This is a genomic window from Kitasatospora sp. NPDC057595 (assembly GCF_042800875.1).
Lineage (GTDB): Bacteria > Actinomycetota > Actinomycetes > Streptomycetales > Streptomycetaceae > Kitasatospora.
Window position 1 is genome coordinate 190,696 of the sequence record NZ_JBHVGL010000003.1, and the last position, 21,906, is coordinate 212,601.

Here is a 21,906-nt window from a genome sequence, read left to right on the forward strand (position 1 = left end):
GGGGTGGGCGGGGCGGTGATCGCGGGGATCAGGCGGTCCAGTCGAGGAGGACCTTGCCGCAGCGGCCGCTCGCCGCCTCGTCGAAGGCGGCCTCGAAGTCGGCGGCGGGGTAGCGGCCGGTGATCACGGGGCTGAGGTCGAGGCCGCCCTCCAGCAGGACGGACATCGCGTACCAGGTCTCGAACATCTCGCGGCCGTAGATGCCCTTGATGGTGAGCATCGAGGTGACGACGGAGGCCCAGTCGATCGGGAACTGCTCGGCGGGCAGGCCGAGCATGGCGATCTTTCCGCCGTGGGTCATGTTGGCGATCATCGACTGGAGCGCCTCGGGGCGGCCGGACATCTCCAGACCGACGTCGAAGCCCTCGCGCAGGCCGAGCTTCTGCTGGCCCTCCTCGATGGTGTGCTCGGAGACGTCCAGCGCCAGCGAGACGCCGACCTTGCGGGCGAGGTCGAGGCGGTAGGGCGAGACGTCGGTGATCACCACGTTGCGCGCGCCGGCGTGCTTGGCGACGGCGGCGGCCATGATGCCGATCGGGCCGGCGCCGGTGACCAGCACGTCCTCGCCGACCAGCGGGAAGGACAGCGCGGTGTGCACGGCGTTGCCGAAGGGGTCGAAGATCGCGGCGACGTCGAGGTCGACGGGGACGCGGTGCACCCAGACGTTGGAGGCGGGCAGGGCCACGTACTCGGCGAAGGCGCCGTCGCGGTTGACGCCGAGGCCCACGGTGTTGCGGCACAGGTGGCGGCGGCCGGCCAGGCAGTTGCGGCACTTGCCGCAGACCAGGTGGCCCTCGCCGCTGACCAGGTCTCCGACGGTGATGTCCGCGACGCCGGCGCCGATCTCGGCGACCTCGCCGACGAACTCGTGGCCGAGGACGAGCGGGGTCTTGATGGTCTGCTGGGCCCAGCCGTCCCACTTGCGGATGTGCAGGTCGGTGCCGCAGATGCCGGTGCGCAGCACCTTGATGAGGACCTCGCCGGGGCCGATCACCGGGGTGGGGACGTCCATCAGCGAGAGTCCGGGCTCGGCCTTCTGCTTGACGAGTGCCTTCACGGCGGTGGCTCCTGACGCGCGGTGGGGACGGCCTGGTGTGGGCAGGACGACGGGGCCCGGTGGGTGGCGGCCCGAGGGCCGACGGGTCCTGGCGGGGCCAGGGCCTGCGGAACCGGTTCCGGTGTCCGCATTCCGGGCAGGCAGAAATCTGCCTGGTGGGAGGGGGTGCGGTCCATCGAGGAATTCTTAAGGGCCGCGACAGCTCGGCTAAACGATCGTGCCCGAGCTGGGGTCGGGGACCACTGCGGCGTGCCGGTCGGCACTCCGACGGCGCAGCGCGCGAGGCATGTCCGGGGCGCGCGGAGCGCTGCGCCGAGGCCGGTGCTCCCTCGGTGCGGCCGGGTCAGTCGCGGCGGGCGGCGACAGCGTGCACGAGGGCGGCCGCGGCGGCGAGGAGGGCGGCGGCGAGCGCGAGCAGCAGTGCGGTGGAGGCCAGCAGTTCGGCCGAGCGGTGGTGGGTGGAGAGCCGGGTGAGCAGCAGGTTGACCGGAGGCAGGCCCTTGCTCACGGTGAGCGCGAGCAGCAGGCCGAGGGCGAGCAGCAGGCCGAACCCCGGGCGGCGGACCAGCGGCCGGGAGGCGAGCAGGCCGACGGCGGTACCGGTGAGGGCGCAGGTGAGCTGGGCCTCGGTGCCGAGCAGCAGGTCGGCGGCGGTGGGGCTGTGGGTGCCGACGAGCAGCGGCAGGGCGAGGCCGAGGGCGGTGAGCGGCAGACAGCCGAGCAGGGCAGTGAGCACGGTGCCGGTGAGCAGGCGTCGGCGGCTGCCGGTGGCGGCGGTGAGGAGCGCGCGGTGGGGCCGGTCCTCCAGGCCGGTGAGCGCCATCGTGAGCCAGGTGGCGGCGAGCAGCATCGCGGCGGACGCGGCGCCGTGGGCGGCGGTGAGCGGGCCGCTGTCGTCGCTGGTCAGGACGGCGACGAGGCCGGTGAACAGGATCAGCGGGGCCAGGTAGCGCTGGGAGAGCAGCAGGGTGGTGAGCTGGTAGCGGACGAGGGCGGTCATCGGCTGGTGGTCCTCGTGGAGGCGGGGGCGAGGGCGGGCGCGGGGCGGGTGACGGCGCGCACCGACCACCGGTGGCGCAGCGCGGTGAGCAGGACGGCGTCGGCGTGCGCCTGCTCGACCCGCAGGTGGAGTTCGGGGCCGCGGCGCTCCAGCGTGAGGACGCCGGGCAGGGCCCGCCAGTCGGGGGCGTCCGGGTCGGGTCCGGTGAGCACGAGCTCGGCGGGCGGCACGGCGGGCCGCTCGGCGGCGGACCGGGCGGACGCGGGCGCGGACGGGGCCCCGCTCACCCGGCCGTCGGCGATCGTGCGGACGGTGGTGGCGTGCGCCTCGGCGACGGCTTCGCGGTGGTCGGTGAAGACCACGGCCCCGCCCTCGGCGGCGGTCTCGGCGATGAGTTCGGCGAGCACGCTGTGCGCGGAGGCGTCGAGGCCGGACCAGGGTTCGTCGAGCACCAGCAGATCAGGCGGGACGAGCAGGGCCTGGGCGAGCGCCACCTTCTGGGCGTTGCCCTTGGACAGCGTGCGCAGGGCGGCATCGGAGCCGCCGACGAGGGCCAGCCGGTCGAGGAGTTCCGCGGCCCGGTGGCGGGCGGCGGCGGTGGGCAGGCCCCGGACGCGGCCGAGGTGGGTGAGGTAGCCGGCGGCGGTGTGGCGCTCGTGGGCGGTGAACCGGTCGGGGACGTAGCCGACGGCGGCCCGGTGGCCGGTGGCGGCGGGGCGGGCGGTGACGGCGCCGGTGAGGCGGCCGGTGGTGGGGCGGGTGAGGCCCGCGAGGATCCGCAGCAGGGTGGATTTGCCGGAGCCGTTGGCGCCGAGCACGGCGAGGACGTCGCCGGGGGCAACACGCAGCTCGACGTCGCGCAGGATCCAGGGCCCCCGTCCGTAGCGCTTTCCGACGCCGACGGCTTCGGCCACGGCTCCGGCTCCGGATTCGCTGTGCAGCACCTCGGTGTTCCCCTCCCGTCGGCTCCGGCGGTGCGCACCCTACTCGGGCGCGGGTAGGGGGCGGGTAACGGCGCTGGTGGGCGTGTGTCGGGGGCACGCGAGCGGGGTTGCGGCGGGTGGCTGACGCGTGGGTCCGTTCGGTCCAGCGGGCGGGCGGTGGGCGCGCGGGGCGCGGCGGGCGCGCATACGGTGGCGATCGCTCCCCCTTTGCGGGCCCGTCGAGCGCTGCTCCGGGTCCGTCCGGCCCAGAGAGGCGCCCCGAAGATGACGAACCGTGTGTCGACCCGAGCCACCGCCTCCCGGTGTTGGCCCCTCGCCCGGCCGGCGCCGGTGGCGCTGCTGCTGGCGCTGGCCGGACTGCTGGCCGCCGGGTGTTCGGGCGGCTCGCCGTCCGGACACCCGGCGGCGGCCGGGGCGGTGACGGCCGAACCGGCGGCGCTGAGCCCGACCGCCACGCCGAGTCCGACGCCCACGCCGAGTCCGACGGGGACCACGAGTCCGACCGGAACCGCGAGTCCGACCGCGACGCCCAGCCCCACCCAGGCGCCGAGCGGCACCACGGTGCCGCTGACGTCGGACGTCACCTCCCGGCTGGACGCCGCGATCGGGCGGGTGCTGACGGAGGCCTCGGTGCCGGGCGTGATCGTCGACGTGGCGACGCCGCAGGGCGAGTACCTCAAGGCGTTCGGGGTGTCCGAGCGGGTGCCGGGCACCGCGATGGTGACCGGGCTCAACATGCGGATCGGCAGCGTGACCAAGACCTTCACGGTCACCGGTGTGCTCCGGCTGGTGGACCAGGGCAAGGTGGCACTGGACGACCCGATCGGCAAGTACCTGACCGGCGTGCCGAACGGCGAGCAGATCACCCTGCGCCAGCTGGCGGGCATGCGCAGCGGCCTGTTCTCGTACACCAAGGACGAGGACTTCGTGCGCGCGTTCCAGGCGGATCCGCAGCGCCCGTTCACGCCTGACCAGTTGACGGCGTACGCGTTCCGGCACCCGGTGAACTTCGCGCCGGGCACGGATTTCGAGTACTCCAACACCAATACGGTGCTGCTGGGCCAGGTGATCGAGAAGGTGGACGGGCGGCCGCTCGGGGACTTCCTGAAGAAGGAGGTGTTCGAGCCCGCGGACCTGGGCCGCACGGTCTTCCCTACGGACAACGCGTTCCCGCAGCCGCACGCGCGCGGTTACACCGACCAGACGGCGAGCGGGACGATCCAGGACGCCACCGACTGGAACCCGTCCTGGGGCTGGGCGGCGGGCGCGGCCATCTCGGACCGGGCGGACATGAAGAAGTGGGCGAAGGTGCTGGCCACCGGCTCGCTGCTGAAGCCGCAGACCCAGGCGCAGCGCCTGGAGCCGCAGCCGACGACGGCGCAGGGCACCTCGTACGGGCTGGGGATCTTCAACAACCACGGGTGGATCGGGCACAACGGTTCGCTGCCGGGCTACCAAGCGGTGGTGGTGTACCTGCCGTCGGCGCAGGCGTCGCTGGTGGTGCTGTTGAACACCGATGTGGCGTACCGGGGTTCGGAGCCGTCCACGCTGTTCGCGAAGGCGATCACGGAGATCGTCTCGCCGGCGAACGTCTACGACCTGCCGGCCGTTCCGCAGGCGGACGAGCCGTCGCAGTCCGGGTCCGGGTCGCCGTCGCCGGAGGTGTCCTCGTCGGTGACGCCGCCCGGGCAGTCGGCCTGACGGCACCGCAGGCCTCGGCCGCCGGCTCAGCCGCCGAGCACCCGGGCCAGGTCGTAGGAGACCGGCTCCTCCAGCTGCGCGTAGGTGCAGCTGTCGGGCGTGCGGTCGGGGCGCCAGCGGCGGAACTGGGCGGTGTGCCGGAAGCGGCTGCCCTCCATGTGGTCGTAGGCGACCTCGACGACGCGTTCGGGGCGCAGCGGGATCCAGGAGAGGTCCTTGCCGCCGGTCCAGCGGCTGGTGGCGCCGGGCAGCCGGGCGTCGGCGTGCGCGGCTTCGTCGGCCCAGGCGCCCCAGGGGTGGGCGCCGAGGTCGGTGGTGCGCAGCGGGGCGAGTTCCTCGGCGAGTTCGCGGCGGCGGGCCATCGGGAAGGCGGCGCAGACGCCGACGTGCTGGAGGCGGCCGTCGGCGTCGTGGAGGCCGAGCAGGAGGGAGCCGACGACGGGGCCGCTCTTGTGTTCGCGGTAGCCGGCGACGACGCAGTCGGCGGTGCGCTCGTGCTTGATCTTGTACATGGCGCGTTCGCCGGGCCGGTAGGGCTGGTCGAGCGGTTTGGCGACGATGCCGTCGAGGCCGGCTCCCTCGTACTGGGCGAACCATGTCCCGGCGAGCTCGCGGTCGGTGGTGGTGGGGGCGGTGAAGACGGGGTCGGCGGCGTCGGCGAGGGCGCCCTCCAGGGCGCGGCGGCGGGCTTCGAGGGGCCGGTCCAGGAGGGGTTCGTCGCCGAGGGCGAGCAGGTCGAAGGCGACGAAGGAGGCGGGGGTGCGTTCGGCGAGGAGCCTGACCCGGCTGGCGGCGGGGTGGATGCGTTCGAGGAGTTCCTCGAAGCGCAGCCGGCCGTCGCGGGCAATGACGATCTCGCCGTCGAGCACGCAGCGCCCGGGGGTTTCGCGGCGCAGGGCCTCGACGAGCTCGGGGAAGTAGCGGGTGAGGGGCTTGCCGGTGCGGCTGCCGAGTTCGACCTCGTCGCCGTCGCGGAAGACGATGGTGCGGAAGCCGTCCCACTTGGCCTCGTACTGCATGCCGGGCGGGATCTTCGCGACGGACTTGGCGAGCATCGGGGCGAGCGGCGGCATGACGGGCAGGTCCATGGTCCCGATCCTCGCGCCGAACGCTCCGGGGCGCGCGGCGGGCAGGGCGGGCAGGGCGGGCACGGCAGGCGGGGCCGGCACGGCGCGCTTAGCGTGAGAGGCATGGGCTCTGCCGTGGAACTGGATGTCGCCGGGCGCACCGTCCGGCTGTCGAACCCGGACAAGGTGTACTTCCCGGAGCGCGGGTTCACCAAGCTGGACGTCGCGGAGTACTACCTGGCGGTGGCGCAGGGGGTGCTGCGCGGGCTGCGGGACCGGCCGACGACGCTGCAGCGGTTCCCGGACGGGGTGGAGGGCGAGTTCTTCTACCAGAAGCGGGCCCCGAAGGGCCTGCCGGAGTGGCTGCCGACGGCCCGGATCGCCTTTCCGAGCGGCCGGTCGGCGGACGAGATCTGCCCGACGGAACCGGCCGCGGTGCTGTGGGCGACGAACCTCGGGTGTCTGACCTTCCACCCGTGGCCGGTGCGGCGCTCGGACACCGAGCACGTCGACGAGCTGCGGATCGACCTGGACCCGCAGCCGGGCACGGACTTCAAGGACGCGGTGCGGGCCGCGCACGAGCTGCGGGCGGTGCTGGAGGAGCAGGGGCTGCGGGGGTGGCCGAAGACCTCGGGCGGACGGGGGCTGCACGTGTACGTGCCGCTGGAGCCGCGGTGGTCGTTCACGGACGGGCGGCACGCGGTGATCGCGCTGGGCCGGGAGTTGGAGCGACGGCTGCCCGGGCGGGTGACGACGGCGTGGTGGAAGGAGGAGCGCGGCGAGCGGATCTTCGTCGACTACAACCAGATGGCGCGGGACCGGACGATCGCCTCGGCCTACTCGCTGCGGGCGCGGCCACGGGCGACGGCCTCGGCACCGCTGCGCTGGGAGGAGCTCGACGACGCGCTGCCGGAGGACTTCGACCTGCGCACCCTGCCGGCCCGGTTCGCGGAGCTGGGGGACGTGCACGCGGCGATGGAGGACGAGCGGTTCCGGCTGGAGGGGCTGCTGGAGCTGTACGAGCGACAGGTCGCGGAGGGCGCCCACGGCGAGCTGCCGTACCCGCCGGACCACCCGAAGGCGGCGGGCGAGCCGACCCGGGTGCAGCCGAGCCGGGCGCGCAAGAAGTCCTGACGACGGACTGCTTCGGCCGGCCGCTTCGGCCGGCTGCTTCGGCGGACCACTAGGCTGGGCGCCCACGAAGGATCACGGAGGGGTGGGCGCGGCGTGGGTGCACGGGGACTGCGGGAGATTCTGGCGGACGTGGCGGGCGGGGTGTTCCCGCCGGCGGACGGGTCGGTGACGGTGGTGCCGCAGCCGTCGCCGCGCGAGGCGGGGGTGGTGGCGTTCTCCGCGCACTCGGTGGTGTTCACCGACGAGGATCCCGCCTGGGTGCGGGCCGTGCTGGCGGCGGCGCCGGGCGATCCGCTGGCCGCGCCGCTCTGTCCGCCGTTCCTGGGCGCGCTCGCCGAGCGCACGGGGCGGGTGAACGGCACCATCGACCTGCTGACGGTGGCGGACCGGCTGCCGGGCGCGCCCGCGCTGGAGCTGGCGGAGGTCGAGGACCGGGCGCATCCGCGGGTGGTGCGGGCGCTGTGCCACCGCGAGGACGTCCGGGTGTTCGACGCGGACGGTGAGCACGGGGTGCTGGTCCTGGGCCGCGGGGTGGCCGGTCGCTGGGAGTGCGCGATCGAGGTGGACGAGGCGGCGCGCGGACGCGGTCTGGGGCGGGCGCTGGCGCTGGCGGCCCGGCACCTGCTGCCGGAGGGCGAGCGGGTGTGGTCGCAGCAGGCGCCGGGCAACGCGACGAGCGTGCGGGCCTTCCAGGCGGCCGGCTACCGGCCGGTGGGCGCGGAGTCACTGCTGGTGCTGGCGTGAGCGCGCTCGCCACCGTGCCCGAGGAGGTGCGGGCGCGGCTCACCGTACGCTTCGGGCCCGGGGCCGAGGTGTGGTGCGAGGGGCTGCCCGCACTGGTGGACGCACTGGCCGCCCGTTGGGGGCTGACGGTGCTGGCGGCCGGCGGGGGCGGTACGGCGCGGGTGTTCCGCTGCGATCGGCTCGCGGACGGCGCGGCGGTGTGGCTGAAGCTGACGCCGGACCCGGCGGTGGCCGCGCAGGAGGCGACGGCCCTGAGCGCGTGGCGGGGTGTGCCGTCGCTGGTGCGGCTGCTGGAGCACGACGCCGGCTCGGGCGCGCTGCTGCTCGCGGACGTCGCCCCGGGCACGTCCCTGCGCGAGCGCGGCTGGCGGCCCGCGGAGGTGGCGGGGCTGCTGGGGGCGCTGCGGTCGGTGCCGGTGGACGGGGTGGCGCTGCCGCCGCTGGCCGAGCGGCTGGACTTCCTGTTCGAGCTGACCGGCCGCCGGGCCCCCGGGGTGCCGACGGCCGACGCGCGCGCCCTGGCCCGGGAACTGACCGCCTACGGCGCCCCGGTGGCCCTGGTGCACGGCGACCTGCACCCGGCCAACGTGCTGCTCGGCCCGGACGGCCCGGTGGCGATCGACCCGCGCGCGTGCCTGGGCGACCCGGACTTCGACCTGGTCGACTGGGCGCTCGACGGCGTCACCGACCCGGCCGCCCTGTCGGCCCGCATCGGCGCGCTGACGGCCCTGGTCCCGGGCGCGGACGCCGACCGGGTGCTGGCCTGGTGCCGCGCGACGGCCGTCGTGGCCGCCGCCCCGCGGCTGACCGCAGGCCGACGGGACGCCGGAACCCGCTTCCTGAGCGAGCTGGCGGGCCTATAAACCGCTCTTCGGACCACGTCGACGCCCGGCGTGATCCGAAGGCGCAGGCCCAACGCGCGGCCAGGGCGCCCGCGAAGCCCACCGGACCCGCTCATGCCGGGGCGGTGGCGGCGATGACCCGCACCGCGTCGACGATCTGAGCATCCGTCAGATCGCCCCGGGCGGTCAGACGCAGCCGGGAGACGCCGTCGGGGACGGACGGGGGGCGGAAGCAGCCGACGGCGAGGCCGGCCCGGCGGCAGTCGGCGGCCCAGGCGACGGCGGCCTCGGGGCCGGGCGCGCGTACGGAGACGACGGCGGCGTCGGGGCTGGAGGCGTGCAGGCCGGCGGCGGTGAGGCGGGCGGCGAGACTGCGGGCCACCTCGCGGGCGCGTTCGGCACGGTGGGGTTCGGCCCGCAGCAGGCGCAGCGCACCCAGCGCGGCGCCGGCGGCGGCGGGGGCGAGGCCGGTGTCGAAGATGAAGGTGCGGGCGGTCTCGGTGAGGTGCCGGATGACACGCCCGGGGCCGAGGACGGCACCGCCCTGGGAGCCGAGGGACTTGGAGAGGGTGACGGTGGTGACGACGTCGGGCGCACCGGCGAGCCCCGCGGCGGCGGTGGCGCCGCTGCCGCCGGGGCCCAGCACGCCGAGGCCGTGGGCGTCGTCGACGAGCAGCGCCGCGCCGAACCGCCGCGCGGCGTCGGCGAGTTCGGCGAGCGGGGCGGCGTTTCCGTCGACCGAGAACACCGAGTCGGTGACCACCAGGGCGCGCCGGTGGGAACGCCCGGCGAGCACCTCGGCGACGGCGCCCGGGTCGCTGTGCGGGGCACGGTGGACGTCGGCGCGGGCCAGGCGGCAGCCGTCGATCAGCGAGGCGTGGTTGTAGGCGTCGGAGACGATCAGGGTGTCGGGGTCGGTGAGCGCGGTGAGCGCGGCGAGGTTGGCGGTGTACCCGGAGGAGAACACCAGCGCCGCCTCGGCCCCGCAGAAGGCGGCCAGCTCCTCCTCCAACTCGGTGTGCAGCGCCGTGGTGCCGGTGACCAGCCGCGACCCGGTGGCACCGCCGCCCCACCGCAGCGCGGCCTCGGCGGCGGCCCGGGTGACGGCGGGGTGGCGGGTGAGCCCGAGGTAGTCGTTGCCCGCGAGGTCGAGCACGGCGTCGTCGGCGGCCCGGCTGCGCAGGGTACGGGTCAGCCCGGCCCGGGCCCGCTGTCCGGCGCTCTCGTCGAGCCAGTCGAAGACGGCGCCGGGACCGGCGAGGGCGGAGCCGTCGGGGCCGGACACCTCGGACGCCTCGGAGGTCTCGAACACGCTGCGGTTGACCATGCCCGGCACTCTGGCATGCCCCGCCCGACCCGGGCAATGTGCGCCGGGGCACACCGCCGGACGCCGGAGCCACTCCGCCAGAACCACAGGTTCACCTAAAATCAACCTCGCATTTCACATGCATTCATTCATTCGATCATCGTCCTCCGATTCCCGCGAACTCGACCGATTGTTCGTCCTCCCCCGGTAGTGTCCCCACAAGTCGAACAGTCCTGGGGGGACTTGGTGGCAGACCTCGAATTCGAGCGACGGATGAACCCGTGGCTCTTCGACAGTTCCGGAAACCTCACCGCGGAGGCGAAGAAGCAGTTCCCCGACCTCGCGGCGGCCGCCGCCGGGGCCCCGCCACCCGTCACGCTCCCGCCGGCCGCCGGCGGCCCGTCCGTCAAGGCGAACCCCGGGATGATCCGCCAGGCCGGCACCAACGCCACGGCCCTGCGCGAGTCCGTCCGCACCGAGTGCGCACAGCCCGCGGGGCACGTCACCGGCGCGGTCGCCGCGCTGATGGGCTGGAACCTCTCCACCGCCCTCAACACCGCGTGGAGCGTCTGGTCGGGCCAGGCCCACACGCTCGGGGAAGCCGTCGGGACGATCGGCAAGAACCTGCACGCCACCGCCCAGAACTACGACAACACCGAGAGCGCGATCCACAGCCAGTTCGCGCAGCCGCACGGCTGAGACGGGGCCCGACATGGTGACGTACACCCAGCTCCAGGCCGTCGACCTCACCGGCCTCAACGCCGCGGCCGGCGACTTCGAGAAGATGGTCCGCGCCTGGGACCTCTCGACCAGGATCCAGAACGAGGTGATCGGCCCCGTCCAGCAGTCCGGCTGGACCGGGCCGAGCTCCGAGTCCGCCGCGACCGCCCTCACCCAGGCGCGCGACCAGATCCGCGCCGCCTTCGAGGAGGCCTCGGCGATCGCGCGCACGCTGCGCGACGCGCACGACGAGTTCGTCGCCGCGAGGAAGGACCTCCAGGTGGCCGTCCAGCACGCCACCGAGCAGGGCCTGGCCGTCGCCGCCGACGGCAGCGTGCACTGGCCGCCGGCCACCGACCCGGCCGACAAGCACGACCCCGACTACGCCAGGACCCAGCGGGAGACCGCCCAGGCCGCCGCCCAGGAGATCGGCAAGGCGCTGGACCGCGCCACCGAGGCCGATTCCGCGGCCGCCCTGGCCCTCGCGATGGACACCGGCAACGACACCAAGAGCTTCAACAGCACCCCGCTGGGCAGCGTCGCCGACGCCGAGGCCAAGCAGGCCGCGCAGATCCTCAGCCTCGGCAGCGCCGCCACCGACGCCCAGCTCACGCAGTTGCAGGCCCTGCTCCAGCACCACTCCGGCGACCCCCGGTTCGCCACCGCCTTCTACGGCGGCCAGGACCCGGGGACCTTCCTCGCCTCCTACGGCGCGCTGGCGCAGAGCGGCGACTTCGCCGGCAGCCCCGTCCGCGCGGCCGCCGTCAGGGGGATCCAGGAAGGGCTCGGCCTCACCCTGGCCACCGCCACCAACAGCGGCGGTCAACCCCACCTGCCCCCGGACTGGGGCGAGCGACTGCGCCGGGCCGGCAGCCGGCACATCCAGCTCGGGCCCGGCGCCGACTACGAGTCCAGCCCCTACGGCTACCAGATCCTGGGCAACGTCCTGCGGTACGGCAACTACGACGCGGCGTTCCTCAAGCCGATCGCCGAGCACGTCACCCAGCTCACCCAGGAGAACCCGGCCCGCTGGGACGCGGTGGCGATGAAGGGCGGCGCGCCGTTCCAGGACTTCTGGTTCACCGGCACCCCGGACGAGAAGGGCAACTACCACGGGTTCAACCCGATGGGCTCGGTGCTGAACGCGCTCGGGCACAGCCCGGACGCGGCCACCAGGTTCTTCACCGACCCGCCGACGACGTACTGGCCGGACGGCTCGGTGAGGAGCACCGGCGGGACGAACACCTATTTCACGCTGCTCACCGACACGGGCCCGCGCTCGCTGCTGCGCGACGTCTCCTACCCGCTCGCGCCGAACAACGGCAAGGCGGGCCCGCTCCAGGTGGAGGCGCTCGGCCACGCCCTGGAGGCGGCGGCGACCGGGCGGGCGTACGACGACGAGACGGGGCCGCTGCCGCCGCACAGCAAGGCGATGGCCGACGTGATGCAGCGAACCGTGCACAAGTTCGGCGGGGACGAGGCGTCCGCGCTGCTCTACGACAAGGACAAGGCGCTCTTCGGCGATCTGCAGGGGTCGCTCGGCAAGATGGCCGGCGCGTACATGGGCGACGTGCAGACCGCGCTGGCTCCTCCGTCCACCAAGCTGCCGATCAACGGGGAAGTCGCCAAGCTCGACAAGCTCGACGCGCAGCGGCTGCTGGTCACGCTCGGCCACAACCCGGAGGCCTACGCCGCAGTGGCCGCCGCGCAGCAGGCCTACACCACCGGGGCGATCAACGATGTCCTGCTGCACGCCTCCGACCACGGCGACCTGACCGCCGCGGCCGTCGCATCCGCGCAACCCGGCGGCACGGTCGCCGGGCTCCTCAGCAAGGGCATGGTCGACGAGGTCTTCAGCACCGGAAAGAACAACGACGAGGAGTTCAACGCGGCCGTCAAGACCACCCGCGAATGGGCGGGCACGATCTGGGACGCGACGCTCGGATCGGTCCTGGAGACCAGGGCGCCGATCGTCGGCCCGTACGCGAACGACGCGGTCGGCAGGATCATGGACGGCATCGCCGAGAGCTACCAGGTGAACACCGACGCGCAGACCACCAACAAGGCGCAATCGGCGCAGAACCACGCGTTGGCGGGCGCCCAGGGGTCCGTCGAGGACGCGATCCGTGACGCGGCGGGCCGGACCGGCCTCGAACGGAAGTACCTCAACGACCTGGCCCCCGCCGTGGAAGGCCAGATCGGGGGCGCGTTCGCCGGCGCCACCGGTACCGCTTGGCAAGTCACCCATCCGAAGAAGGAGGACTGAAACGGTGCGGCGCAATAACGGGCGACTTGCGGTCACAGCCCTGGTCACGGCGTTGGTTCTCATCGGGGGCGGGCTGTGGGCGTGGAAGCCGTGGCAGTCGGTGGAACTACCGGCGAGCGCTTGCTGGGGGCTGATCGAACGGGAAGAGGTCCGGCCGCTGGTGGGTGATGAAGGGAAGGGAATCGAGCGCGAGGTCTTCGGCGACCTGTCCGGAAGGAGTACCCGGGCGGATTGCGGCATCTCGTGGCTGCCCGGCGCGACCGTCGTGGTCGCCTGGATATTCCAGATCGACGAGAGTTCGTACCGCTCACATCGGGAGCAGTACGAGGCGGACCAACGCGATCTGCCGATCGACTTCGGTGCCGGTGTCGCGGGCTGGCTGGATGACGGCCTCCAGCCGATGCTGATGTTCCCCTGCGACAGCGGCCGACAGCCCCTGGCCCGGAACGTCTACCGGCAGCTCTCGGTCGCCGGCGACTTCTACCTGTCCGACCTGTCCGCGAAGAAGCGGACACAGGTCTTCGTCGACGTGGCCCACCGCATCGCCCAGGAGATCGTCCGCCAGGAGGGCTGCCCCGACGTGCGGATCGCCGAGCGGGCGCCCGTGGTGGCGGGCTGATGGGCGCCGGGCTTTGCCGGGGGTGGCGGCGAGCAGGCAAGATAGCCGGGTGACCCTCCTTGATCTGATGCCGAAGCCCGCCACGCCCGACGCGCTGTACGAGACGTTCGCCGCCTGGACGGAAGAGCGCGGGATCTCGCTGTACCCGGCGCAGGAGGAGGCGCTGATCGAGCTGGTGTCGGGGAACAACGTGATCCTGGCGACGCCGACCGGCTCGGGCAAGAGCCTGGTCGCCGCCGGCGCGCACTTCGCGGCACTGGCGGAGGGGAAGCGGACCTTCTACACGGCGCCGATCAAGGCGCTGGTGTCGGAGAAGTTCTTCGACCTGGTCAAGATGTTCGGGACCGAGCAGGTCGGCATGATGACCGGCGACGCCTCGGTGAACCCGACCGCGCCGATCATCTGCTGCACCGCGGAGGTGCTGGCGCAGATCGCGCTGCACGACGGCGCCCGGGCCGACATCGGCCAGGTGGTCATGGACGAGTTCCACTTCTACGCCGAACCGGACCGCGGCTGGGCGTGGCAGATCCCGCTGCTGGAGCTGCCGCAGGCGCAGTTCCTGCTGATGTCGGCGACGCTGGGCGACGTGCGGCGGTTCGAGGAGGACCTGACCCGCCGCACCGGCCGCCCGACCACCGTCGTGCGCAACGCGACGCGTCCGGTCCCGCTGTTCTACGAGTACCGGCGCACGACCATGCACGACACCCTGGAGGAGTTGCTGCAGACCGGCCAGGCGCCGGTGTACGTGGTGCACTTCACGCAGAAGGAGGCGGTGGAGCGGGCGCAGTCGCTGATGAGCATCAACATGTGCTCGAAGGCGGAGAAGGACGCCATCGCCGACCTGATCGGCAACTTCCGCTTCACCACCAAGTTCGGCCGCAACCTGTCGCGTTACGTCCGCCACGGGATCGGCGTGCACCACGCGGGCATGCTGCCGAAGTACCGGCGACTGGTCGAACGGCTCGCCCAGGCGGGCCTGTTGAAGGTGATCTGCGGGACGGACACGCTGGGCGTGGGCGTCAACGTGCCGATCCGCACGGTGCTGTTCACCGCGCTGTCGAAGTACGACGGGCAGCGCGTGCGGATCCTGCGCGCCCGTGAGTTCCACCAGATCGCCGGCCGCGCCGGGCGGGCCGGGTTCGACACCGTCGGCCAGGTGGTGGCGCAGGCGCCCGAGCACGTCATCGAGAACGAGAAGGCCGTCGCCAAGGCGGGCGACGACCCGAAGAAGAAGCGCAAGATCGTCCGCAAGAAGGCGCCGGAGGGCTTCGTCGGCTGGTCCGAGGAGACCTTCAACAAGCTGATCGCCGCCGACCCGGAGCCGCTGGTCTCCCGGTTCAAGGTGAGCCACGCGATGCTGCTGTCGGTGATCGGCCGGCCCGGCAACGCCTTCGAGGCGATGCGCAAGCTGCTCACCGACAACCACGAGGACCGCCCCGCGCAGCGCCGGCACATCCGCACCGCGATCGCCATCTACCGCTCGCTGCTGGAGGGCGGCGTGGTGGAGCGGCTGCCGGAGCCGGACGCCGAGGGCCGGATCGTGCGCCTGACCCTGGACCTCCAGGAGAACTTCGCGCTCAACCAGCCGCTGTCCACCTTCGCGCTGGCCGCCTTCGAGCTGCTGGACCCGACCTCGCCGTCGTACGCGATGGACGTGGTGTCGGTGGTCGAGGCGACCCTGGACGACCCGCGCCAGATCCTCGCCTCGCAGCAGAACAAGGCGCGCGGCGAGGCCGTCGGCGAGATGAAGCGCGACGGCATCGAGTACGAGGAGCGGATGGAGCGGCTCCAGGAGATCACCTACCCGAAGCCGCTGGAGGAACTGCTCACCCACGCCTACGAGGTGTACCGGCGGGCGCACCCGTGGATCGGCGACCACCAGCTGCAGCCGAAGTCCGTGGTGCGCGACCTCTACGAGCGGGCGATGACCTTCTCGGACTACGTCGGCCACTACGAGCTGGCCCGCACCGAGGGCATCGTGCTGCGCTACCTGGCGGGCGCCTACAAGGCGCTGGAGCAGACCGTTCCCGAGGACGTCAAGACCGACGACCTCAAGGACGTCATCGCCTGGCTCGGCGAGCTGGTCCGCCAGGTCGACTCCAGCCTGCTGGACGAGTGGGAGCAGCTGGCCAACCCGACCGAGCCGCAGGCCGCCGAGGTGACCCTGGACGACAAGCCGGCGCCGGTGACGGCGAACGCGCGGGCGTTCCGGGTGCTGGTGCGCAACGAGATGTTCCGCCGGCTGGAGCTGTGCGCGCTGGAGCACTACGACGAGCTCGGCGCGCTGGACGGCGAGTACGGCTGGGACGCGGACCGCTGGGCGGACGCCATGGACGGGTACTGGGAGGAGTACGACGACCTGGGCACCGGTCCGGACGCGCGCGGCCCGAAGATGCTGATCATCGAGGAGGAGGACTCCGCCTGGCGGGTCCGGCAGATCTTCGACGACCCGGAGGGCGACCACGACTGGGGCATCAGCGCCGAGGTCGACCTGTACGGCTCGGACGAGGAGGGCCGCGCGGTGCTGCGGGTCACCGCCGTGGACCGCCTCGGCGGCTGACGCGAGATCGGCCCGGCCCGGCGGAGCGCCCGAAGGCGGCTCCGCCGGGGCCACGGGGCCCGCTACATCCAGACGAACGGCGCGCCGGCGGTGAACGAGATGGCCCGGGTGGCCTCGTCGAGCAGCTGGTCGAGGTTGGCCGCGCTCATCGACGGCACCGGCAGCGGGCTCACCGGGGAACCGGACGGGCTCGGCGAGCCGGTGCCGGAGGCGGTGGCGGCGAAGCCGGGGTGCGCGTCGGCGGGCCGCGAGCTGGTCACCGTCACGTAGTGGCCGACGAGTTCGACCCGCGCCTCGGTGGCGGGCCGGGCCGCGGCGGCCGGCAGGGCGGGGGCGGTGGAGGCGTCCGGGAGGATGAAGGCGACCGAGCCCGGCTTGGCCCGCAGCGACTCGGCGGCGCGGGCGGCGGCCGGGGCGTCGGCGAAGCGCAGCAGGGTGATGCTGCTGAGCACCGGCTTCTCCTGGGCGGTGAAGCTGACGCCCAGGTAGCCCTTGCAGCCGGCCTCGCGCAGCAGCTCCAGGGTGCGGTCCTGGAGCACCTCGGTGCAGTTCTCCCCGCGCCGCACCCCGGAGCGCTTGCCCTTGTAGCCGCCGGACTCGACGACCCGTTGGGCCGGGAAGTAGACGTCGACGTCGAGCGCCTCCGGGTCGGCGACGGTGCGCGGCGGCGGGTCTCCGACGATCGGCGGGGTCTTGGACGCCTCCTTGCTGGAGGGGCCGAGCCCCGGTATGTAGTCGCCGGGCGTGGGACGGGTGACGATCCAGCCGCCGGCCGCCACCACACCCGCGACGGTGATCCAGCCGACGACCCGTCGGGTGGTCACGCGTCTGGCCCGGAGGGCCCCCGCCCCCGCCCTCGCCCTCGCCTTCGCCGGATGCTGCGACGTGTGCTCTGCCGATGGTCCGTCCGGTCGCTCTGCCGGCGACGGGGCGCGCTCCCCCTGCGTGGTCATGCGGCAGATTGTATGCAGGTCACGAGTGGTGGAGATCACGGGGGCGCGGACCCGTCGGGCGCCGTCCGGACGGCCCGGCGCCCGACGTGACCCGCACCACTACGGTGAGCTGCGACACTGTGACAACTCGCACAGCTTCCCCCGGGATCTTCTGGTGGGTTTCCTCTGGCGTCCGTCGCGGGGCAGCAGGCAGGATCAGCCCCATGGATCTGCTCGATACCCTCACCGCCAAGGGCCTGCGTGGGGAGACCCCCACCCGCGAGGAGGCGCTCGCCGTCCTCGCCACCACCGACGACGAGCTGCTCGACGTGGTCGCGGCCGCCGGGCGGGTGCGCCGGCGGTGGTTCGGCCGCCGGGTGAAGCTCAACTACCTGGTGAACCTGAAGAGCGGACTGTGCCCCGAGGACTGCTCGTACTGTTCGCAGCGGCTGGGCTCCAAGGCCGAGATCCTGAAGTACACCTGGCTCAAGCCGGACCAGGCCGCCGAGGCGGCGAAGGCGGGCGTGTCGGGCGGCGCCAAGCGGGTCTGCCTGGTGGCGAGCGGCCGCGGCCCGACGGACCGTGACATCGACCGGGTCACCGACACGGTGGCGGCGATCCGGGAGGCCGACCCGGCGGTCGAGGTCTGCGCCTGCCTGGGCCTGCTCTCCGACAACCAGGCGGAGCGGCTGAAGGCGGCCGGCGTCGACGCCTACAACCACAACCTCAACACCTCCGAGGGAACCTACGGCGACATCGCCACCACCCACACCTACGCGGACCGGGTGGACACCGTGCAGAAGGCGCACGGCGCGGGCCTGTCGGCCTGCTCGGGCCTGATCGCGGGCATGGGCGAGAGCGACGAGGACCTGGTCGACGTGGTGTTCGCGCTGCGCGAGCTGGGCTCGGACTCGGTGCCGGTGAACTTCCTCATCCCGTTCGAGGGCACCCCGCTGGCCAAGGAGTGGAACCTCACCCCGCAGCGCTGCCTGCGGATCCTGGCGATGGTGCGGTTCGTCAACCCGGACACCGAGGTGCGGATCGCCGGCGGGCGCGAGGTGCACCTGCGCAGCCTGCAGCCGCTGGGCCTGCACATCGCCAACTCCATCTTCCTGGGCGACTACCTGACCAGCGAGGGCCAGGCCGGGCAGGCCGACCTCGACATGATCCGGGACGCCGGGTTCGAGGTCGAGGGCATGGGCGAGCGCACCCTGCCGCGGCACCGCGCGGACGTCGCGGCGGGCGCGGCGCAGGCGTCGGCGGCGGGCGGCTGCGGGACGGCCCCGGCGGCGGGCGGCTGCGGGACGGGCGGCGGCTGCGGCCCGTGCGGCGGTCACGCCCACGGCGACGCCGCCACCGACACCGCTCACGCCGACACCGGACCGGACGTCGGCCACGACGCCCCGGAGCCGGGCGCCGACGAGGCGCGCACCGACCTGGTGCGGGTGCGCCGTCGCGGCGCGGGCACCGAGCTGGCGCCCAACGCCTGAGCCCCGTCCGCACCACCCCCGGCCCGACGGCCCGGGCCCGGCTCCGGCTCCGGCCGCCCGGGCCCGACGAACACCCCGGAAAGACCCTCACCCATGACCCAGCTGTCCACGGACACCCTGCTCGCCCTCGACCGGGCGCACGTCTGGCACCCGTACGGGCCGATGCCCGGCACCGCCACCCCGTACGTGGTGGAGTCCGCCGCCGGCGTACGGCTGAACCTGGCCGCCCCGGCGCCCGGCGGACACCGCGAGCTCGTCGACGGCATGTCGTCCTGGTGGGCGGCGATCCACGGCTACGGCCACCCGGTGCTCGACGAGGCGGTGCGCGGGCAGCTGGGCCGGATGAGCCACGTGATGTTCGGCGGGCTCACCCACGAGCCCGCCGTCCGGCTCGCCACCACCCTGGTGGAGATCACCCCGGAGCCGCTGCGGCACGTCTTCCTCGCCGACTCGGGCTCGGTGTCCGTCGAGGTCGCCATGAAGATGTGCCTGCAGTACTGGCAGTCGGTGGGCCGGCCGCGCAAGCGGCGGCTGCTGACCTGGCGCGGCGGGTACCACGGCGACACCTTCCACCCGATGTCGGTGTGCGACCCGCAGGGCGGCATGCACCACCTGTGGGGCGGGGTGCTGCCCGAGCAGCTGTTCGCGCCCGAGCCGCCGGCCGGTTTCGACGCCCCGCTCGACGAGGAGTACACGTGCTCCTTCGAGGAGTTGATGGAGCGTCATGCCGACGAGCTGGCGGCGGTGATCGTCGAGCCGGTGGTGCAGGGCGCCGGCGGGATGCGCTTCCACTCCCCCGCGTACCTGCGGATGCTGCGCGAACTGTGCGACCGGCACGGGGTGCTGCTGGTCTTCGACGAGATCGCCACCGGCTTCGGCCGCAGCGGAGCGCTGTTCGCGGCCGACCACGCGGGCGTCGCGCCGGACGTGATGTGCCTGGGCAAGGCGCTCACCGGCGGCTACCTCACCCTGGCGGCGACGCTGTGCACGGCGCAGGTCGCCGAGGGCATCAGCCGCGGCGAGATGCCCGTCCTCGCCCACGGGCCGACGTTCATGGGCAACCCGCTGGCGACGGCGGTCGCCAACGCCTCGATCGGCCTGCTGCTCGCGCAGGACTGGCACACCGAGGTCAAGCGGATCGAGACCGGCCTGCGCGGCGGCCTGGCGGAGGCCGCCGAACTGCCCGGCGTCAAGGACGTCCGGGTGCTCGGCGCGATCGGCGTCGTCCAGCTGGACCACCCGGTGGACATGGCCGCGGCGACCGCGGCCGCCGCCCGGGAGGGCGTCTGGCTGCGCCCGTTCCGGGACCTCGTCTACACGATGCCGCCCTACGTGACCGGCGACGAGGACGTGGCGCGGATCGCCGCGGCCGTGACGGCGGCGGCGGTGGCCGGATGAGCGGGTCGGCGGAGGAACGGGCGACGGACGAGCGGACGGAGGCGGCAGCGATGGGACGGGTCCTCTTCGTGACCGGGACGGGCACCGAGGTCGGCAAGACCGTGACCACGGCGGCCGTCGCCGCGAGCGCGCTGCGCGCCGGGCTGCGGGTCGCGGTGCTCAAGCCCGGGCAGACCGGCGTCGGACCGGACGAGCCGGGGGACGCCGAGGAGGTCGGCCGGCTCGCCGGGCCCGCCGCCCCGGCCCCGGACCGGCTCACACTGCGTGAACTGGCCCGCTACCCAGAGCCGTTGGCGCCCGACACGGCGGCCCGCCGCTCCGGGCTGCCGTACCTGGCCGCGGAGGACGTGGCCAAGGAGGTGGCCGGCCTCGCCGAGCGGCACGACCTGGTCCTGGTCGAGGGCGCGGGCGGCCTGCTGGTCCGCTACGACGAGCAGGGCCGCACGCTCGCCGACCAGGCCCGCGCCGCACGCGAACTCGGCCTGCCCGCCGAGGTGTTGCTGGTGGCCTCGGCCGGGCTCGGCACGCTGAACACCACCGCGCTGACGGCGGAGGCGCTGGCCGCGCGCGAACTGCCGCTGCCGGGTGTGGTGGTCGGCGTCTGGCCGGACTCGCCCGGCCTCGCGGACCGCTGTAACCTGGCCGACCTGCCGCGCGTGGCGGGCGCCCCGCTGCTCGGCGCACTGCCCGAACACGCCGGCCGGGCCGGGGACTTCCCCGCACTCGCCGCCGCCGCGCTCGCGCCCGCCCTGCACGGTCACTGGGACGCCGCCGCCTTCACCGCCCTCCACGGGGCCGGCCAGGCGCTCCGGTAACCCACCGGGGCCCACCTGGACCCACCGGGAACCCACCGACGCAGCCTCCCGCCGCCCGCGCGGCCGAACCCGCCGGTTATCCCTCGAACGGGTGAGATCCGGGCCTGTCCCGGCCCCACGGCGCGGGAGGGCTCAATACGGTTCTCCGCATGACGGATGGCCTGATGGTGGACGAGGCCCTGCGGGCCCTCGCCGCGCTCGAAGCGGCGTGGAAGGACGACGACGAGGCCCTGGCCGCGCTGGCCGCACGGGGACCGGCCGAGCGGCCGCTCGCCGCCCTGGTCGCGACCTACGGCGAGCACGCCGTGGACACGCTGATGGCGCTGGCCTTCGGGCTGCGCTCCAGCATGACCGACGAGGAACTCGCCGAACTCACCGACGCGGTGAGCTCCAACATCGGCGCCCGGATGAGCGCCCTGCTCACCCGGACGCTGTGCGCCTGGGGCGAGACCGCCGGGGACGACCTCGCCGTGGTGAAGGTAATCGCGCACGCGGTGATCGACGCCATGCGAGCCGTCACCGAGGAGCCGAACAAGACCGACGTGCTGCCGCTGCTGGCCACCTTCCGCACCTACGCGCTGAGCAACACCCACTGACGGCCGACTGTCGGTGCCGTCTGCTTCACTTCAGGCATGCACGACAGCCAGCACACCCTCCCTGACCTGCGCGGACTCCTCGCCCGCCTGCCCGACACGGCCGCACTGCGTGACCGGTGCCGGGGCCTGGCCATGCTCGAAGCGATCCTCGGCCCCGACTGGGCGGACCGGTACTACGCCTTCGACTCCCGCTGGAGCGAGGGCGAGGAGACGGCGTCGATGCGCGACGGGCAGGGCGACGACTGGTTCCTGGTCTTCTCCGCCGCCGGAGCGTACGCGCGCGGCTTCGACCACACCGCGCCCAACGCGGGGGCGCAGCTGCTCCCGGAGGTCCCGGCGGCGTTCCGCTCCTGCGTGACGGAGCCGGCGTTCGGCGAGGAGGACGGCGCCCCGCTCGCGACCGTCTGCTTCTGGCGCGAGCCCGGGGACGCCGCGTGGCGGGCGCCGTCGGCCGCGCCCACCGGCGGGGTGGCCCTCTTCGACCTGCTCGCCGCCGAGGACCTGGTGGAGGCGTACCGGGCGTGGGCCGAGGAGTACTACGAGCTGGAGGACGGCCTCGACCCCGCGCCGATCGCCCACGTCCTGGCGCTGCGCCCGCTCACCGAGGCCGTCGTGTCCGCCCTCAACCCCGAGCTCGACCTGGACGAACTCGCCGACGACATGGCCGAGATCGGCTACCCGATGGCCTGACCCCACCCCCGCTGCCCGAGCGGCA

19 protein-coding genes are annotated in these 21,906 nt (G+C 73.8%); 13 read left to right on the forward strand and 6 right to left on the reverse strand.

Annotated features, from left to right (window positions below):
- Positions 1-28: 28 nt before the first annotated feature.
- The 3 genes from tdh to ACFU9E_RS07100 all read right to left on the reverse strand — a co-directional run bounded on the left by tdh (position 29) and on the right by ACFU9E_RS07100 (position 2,971).
- On the reverse strand, positions 29-1,057 hold the full coding sequence (tdh, locus tag ACFU9E_RS07090) for an L-threonine 3-dehydrogenase (protein WP_380688721.1): 1,029 nt from the start codon (positions 1,055-1,057) through the stop codon (positions 29-31).
- 343 nt (positions 1,058-1,400) lie between these two features.
- On the reverse strand, positions 1,401-2,057 hold the full coding sequence (locus ACFU9E_RS07095; protein ID WP_380688723.1) for a hypothetical protein: 657 nt from the start codon (positions 2,055-2,057) through the stop codon (positions 1,401-1,403).
- Positions 2,054-2,971 carry an ATP-binding cassette domain-containing protein gene (locus ACFU9E_RS07100; protein ID WP_380688725.1) on the reverse strand — a complete coding sequence of 306 codons (918 nt, stop codon included), beginning with the start codon at positions 2,969-2,971 and terminating at the stop codon, positions 2,054-2,056. The genes ACFU9E_RS07095 and ACFU9E_RS07100 overlap by 4 nt, the downstream gene beginning before the upstream one ends.
- A 294-nt stretch (positions 2,972-3,265) precedes the next feature.
- On the opposite strand from ACFU9E_RS07100, the gene ACFU9E_RS07105 reads away from it, so the two are divergent.
- Positions 3,266-4,702 carry a serine hydrolase domain-containing protein gene (locus ACFU9E_RS07105; protein WP_380714833.1) on the forward strand — a complete coding sequence of 479 codons (1,437 nt, stop codon included), beginning with the start codon at positions 3,266-3,268 and terminating at the stop codon, positions 4,700-4,702.
- Positions 4,703-4,728: 26 nt separating this feature from the next.
- On the opposite strand, the gene ACFU9E_RS07110 is transcribed toward ACFU9E_RS07105, so the two are convergent.
- On the reverse strand, positions 4,729-5,790 hold the full coding sequence (locus ACFU9E_RS07110) for an ATP-dependent DNA ligase (RefSeq protein ID WP_380684569.1): 1,062 nt from the start codon (positions 5,788-5,790) through the stop codon (positions 4,729-4,731).
- Between the two features lie 102 nt (positions 5,791-5,892).
- On the opposite strand from ACFU9E_RS07110, the gene ligD reads away from it, so the two are divergent.
- The 3 genes from ligD to ACFU9E_RS07125 all read left to right on the forward strand — a co-directional run bounded on the left by ligD (position 5,893) and on the right by ACFU9E_RS07125 (position 8,510).
- The gene (ligD, locus tag ACFU9E_RS07115) at positions 5,893-6,903 is read left to right on the forward strand and encodes a non-homologous end-joining DNA ligase (RefSeq protein ID WP_380684568.1); all 1,011 of its coding nucleotides are present in this window, start codon (positions 5,893-5,895) and stop codon (positions 6,901-6,903) included.
- A gap of 93 nt (positions 6,904-6,996) precedes the next feature.
- Complete coding sequence (locus tag ACFU9E_RS07120; RefSeq protein ID WP_380684567.1) at positions 6,997-7,647, forward strand: GNAT family N-acetyltransferase; 651 nt, start codon at positions 6,997-6,999, stop codon at positions 7,645-7,647.
- Positions 7,644-8,510, forward strand: coding sequence for an aminoglycoside phosphotransferase family protein (locus tag ACFU9E_RS07125; protein ID WP_380684566.1), 867 nt, complete (start codon positions 7,644-7,646; stop codon positions 8,508-8,510). Before ACFU9E_RS07120 ends, ACFU9E_RS07125 begins: the two co-directional genes overlap by 4 nt.
- A 91-nt stretch (positions 8,511-8,601) precedes the next feature.
- Here ACFU9E_RS07125 and ACFU9E_RS07130 read toward each other — a convergent pair whose 3' ends face one another.
- On the reverse strand, positions 8,602-9,816 hold the full coding sequence (locus ACFU9E_RS07130; RefSeq protein ID WP_380684565.1) for an 8-amino-7-oxononanoate synthase: 1,215 nt from the start codon (positions 9,814-9,816) through the stop codon (positions 8,602-8,604).
- A gap of 225 nt (positions 9,817-10,041) precedes the next feature.
- On the opposite strand from ACFU9E_RS07130, the gene ACFU9E_RS07135 reads away from it, so the two are divergent.
- The 4 genes from ACFU9E_RS07135 to ACFU9E_RS07150 all read left to right on the forward strand — a co-directional run bounded on the left by ACFU9E_RS07135 (position 10,042) and on the right by ACFU9E_RS07150 (position 15,960).
- Positions 10,042-10,494: a WXG100 family type VII secretion target gene (locus ACFU9E_RS07135; RefSeq protein ID WP_380684563.1), complete on the forward strand. Its 453-nt coding sequence runs from the start codon at positions 10,042-10,044 to the stop codon at positions 10,492-10,494.
- A gap of 13 nt (positions 10,495-10,507) precedes the next feature.
- Positions 10,508-12,781, forward strand: a complete 2,274-nt coding sequence (locus tag ACFU9E_RS07140) for a hypothetical protein (protein ID WP_380684562.1) — start codon at positions 10,508-10,510, stop codon at positions 12,779-12,781.
- Positions 12,782-12,785: 4 nt separating this feature from the next.
- The gene (locus ACFU9E_RS07145) at positions 12,786-13,400 is read left to right on the forward strand and encodes a hypothetical protein (RefSeq protein WP_380684561.1); all 615 of its coding nucleotides are present in this window, start codon (positions 12,786-12,788) and stop codon (positions 13,398-13,400) included.
- A gap of 67 nt (positions 13,401-13,467) precedes the next feature.
- Positions 13,468-15,960 carry a DEAD/DEAH box helicase gene (locus ACFU9E_RS07150; RefSeq protein ID WP_380684571.1) on the forward strand — a complete coding sequence of 831 codons (2,493 nt, stop codon included), beginning with the start codon at positions 13,468-13,470 and terminating at the stop codon, positions 15,958-15,960.
- Between the two features lie 62 nt (positions 15,961-16,022).
- Here the strand turns inward: ACFU9E_RS07150 and ACFU9E_RS07155 are convergent, their stop codons facing one another.
- A complete protein-coding gene (locus tag ACFU9E_RS07155) occupies positions 16,023-16,784 on the reverse strand; it encodes a hypothetical protein (RefSeq protein ID WP_380685732.1) in 762 nt (253 codons plus the stop codon).
- A 332-nt stretch (positions 16,785-17,116) separates the two neighbouring features.
- Here ACFU9E_RS07155 and bioB point away from each other — a divergent pair, with 332 nt between their 5' ends.
- The 5 genes from bioB (at position 17,117) to ACFU9E_RS07180 (ending at position 21,881) form a co-directional block, all read left to right on the forward strand.
- Positions 17,117-18,382, forward strand: a complete 1,266-nt coding sequence (bioB, locus tag ACFU9E_RS07160) for a biotin synthase BioB (protein ID WP_380685734.1) — start codon at positions 17,117-17,119, stop codon at positions 18,380-18,382.
- 93 nt (positions 18,383-18,475) lie between these two features.
- Positions 18,476-19,780 carry an adenosylmethionine--8-amino-7-oxononanoate transaminase gene (locus ACFU9E_RS07165; protein ID WP_380685737.1) on the forward strand — a complete coding sequence of 435 codons (1,305 nt, stop codon included), beginning with the start codon at positions 18,476-18,478 and terminating at the stop codon, positions 19,778-19,780.
- A gap of 50 nt (positions 19,781-19,830) precedes the next feature.
- Positions 19,831-20,595: a dethiobiotin synthase gene (gene bioD / locus ACFU9E_RS07170; protein WP_380685740.1), complete on the forward strand. Its 765-nt coding sequence runs from the start codon at positions 19,831-19,833 to the stop codon at positions 20,593-20,595.
- Positions 20,596-20,744: 149 nt separating this feature from the next.
- Positions 20,745-21,191, forward strand: coding sequence for a hypothetical protein (locus ACFU9E_RS07175; protein ID WP_380685743.1), 447 nt, complete (start codon positions 20,745-20,747; stop codon positions 21,189-21,191).
- A gap of 36 nt (positions 21,192-21,227) precedes the next feature.
- The gene (locus ACFU9E_RS07180) at positions 21,228-21,881 is read left to right on the forward strand and encodes a hypothetical protein (RefSeq protein WP_380685745.1); all 654 of its coding nucleotides are present in this window, start codon (positions 21,228-21,230) and stop codon (positions 21,879-21,881) included.
- Positions 21,882-21,906: the final 25 nt, after the last annotated feature.

Bases quoted from the DNA above. Each gene is read 5' to 3' on its own strand.
- ACFU9E_RS07095 (WP_380688723.1), bottom strand. From the start codon at position 2,057: ATGACCGCCCTCGTCCGCTACCAGCTCACCACCCTGCTGCTCTCCCAG.
- ACFU9E_RS07105 (WP_380714833.1), top strand. From the start codon at position 3,266: ATGACGAACCGTGTGTCGACCCGAGCCACCGCCTCCCGGTGTTGGCCC.
- ACFU9E_RS07110 (WP_380684569.1), bottom strand. From the start codon at position 5,790: ATGGACCTGCCCGTCATGCCGCCGCTCGCCCCGATGCTCGCCAAGTCC.
- ligD (WP_380684568.1), top strand. From the start codon at position 5,893: ATGGGCTCTGCCGTGGAACTGGATGTCGCCGGGCGCACCGTCCGGCTG.
- ACFU9E_RS07130 (WP_380684565.1), bottom strand. From the start codon at position 9,816: ATGGTCAACCGCAGCGTGTTCGAGACCTCCGAGGCGTCCGAGGTGTCC.
- ACFU9E_RS07140 (WP_380684562.1), top strand. From the start codon at position 10,508: ATGGTGACGTACACCCAGCTCCAGGCCGTCGACCTCACCGGCCTCAAC.
- ACFU9E_RS07150 (WP_380684571.1), top strand. From the start codon at position 13,468: ATGCCGAAGCCCGCCACGCCCGACGCGCTGTACGAGACGTTCGCCGCC.
- bioB (WP_380685734.1), top strand. From the start codon at position 17,117: ATGGATCTGCTCGATACCCTCACCGCCAAGGGCCTGCGTGGGGAGACC.
- ACFU9E_RS07165 (WP_380685737.1), top strand. From the start codon at position 18,476: ATGACCCAGCTGTCCACGGACACCCTGCTCGCCCTCGACCGGGCGCAC.
- bioD (WP_380685740.1), top strand. From the start codon at position 19,831: ATGGGACGGGTCCTCTTCGTGACCGGGACGGGCACCGAGGTCGGCAAG.
- ACFU9E_RS07175 (WP_380685743.1), top strand. From the start codon at position 20,745: ATGACGGATGGCCTGATGGTGGACGAGGCCCTGCGGGCCCTCGCCGCG.
- ACFU9E_RS07180 (WP_380685745.1), top strand. From the start codon at position 21,228: ATGCACGACAGCCAGCACACCCTCCCTGACCTGCGCGGACTCCTCGCC.